Genomic DNA, 532 nt, shown 5'->3' with positions numbered 1-532 from the left:
GCCCGGCTCAGTCCGATTACGGCCAGCGCGCCGCGCACCTGGGTCAGCAGCGCGGGCAGCGGTTGCAGTTGCTGGCGATCCCAATCGGCGTCGATGTAGTCGACGATCATATCCTTGGCCTGTTGCAGGCAGATGCGCGCTTCCTTGATCACGATCTGATGAATCTGCGTCAGATCGGTAGTCGGCAGGCGATTGTCTTCCTGGCTCTCCGGTTCAACCGTGCCGACCATTCCGGCCAACGTGGCTTCGACGTAGAGCAAGGCGCCGGCGACGTCCATCAGGATCGCGTCGTTCGGCTCGCGCTGGCCCTGGACGAGACTCAGCACCACCGCCAGTTGATCGATAATGACCTTGCGCGGCTGGCCGAAACCGAGCACCGCCAGGGTATCGGCAATCTGCCGCAGCGGCGCCAGCAAACTGTCCAGATCCGAGGTGTGCTGACGGTCGCTGCGCACGAACAGGTCGAGGCGCTCTTTGACCCGCACCAGCTCTTCACATAACGCCTTGAGCACCGAGCGCATCGCATCGCGGT

At 63.3% G+C, this 532-nt stretch carries 1 protein-coding gene; it reads right to left on the bottom strand.

The genetic code is table 11. From position 1 onward, the window contains the following. Nucleotides 1–532: hypothetical protein (locus ACP693_RS17670; protein ID WP_426050135.1), on the bottom strand; the 532-nt coding region annotated here is incomplete at both ends.

It is taken from the genome of Brevundimonas sp. TWP1-3 (assembly GCF_049896085.1).
In the GTDB taxonomy this organism is placed as follows: Bacteria; Pseudomonadota; Alphaproteobacteria; order Caulobacterales; family Caulobacteraceae; genus Brevundimonas.
The sequence above is the reverse complement of the archived record's forward strand: the minus strand, read 5'-3'. Positions and strand labels throughout refer to the sequence as shown.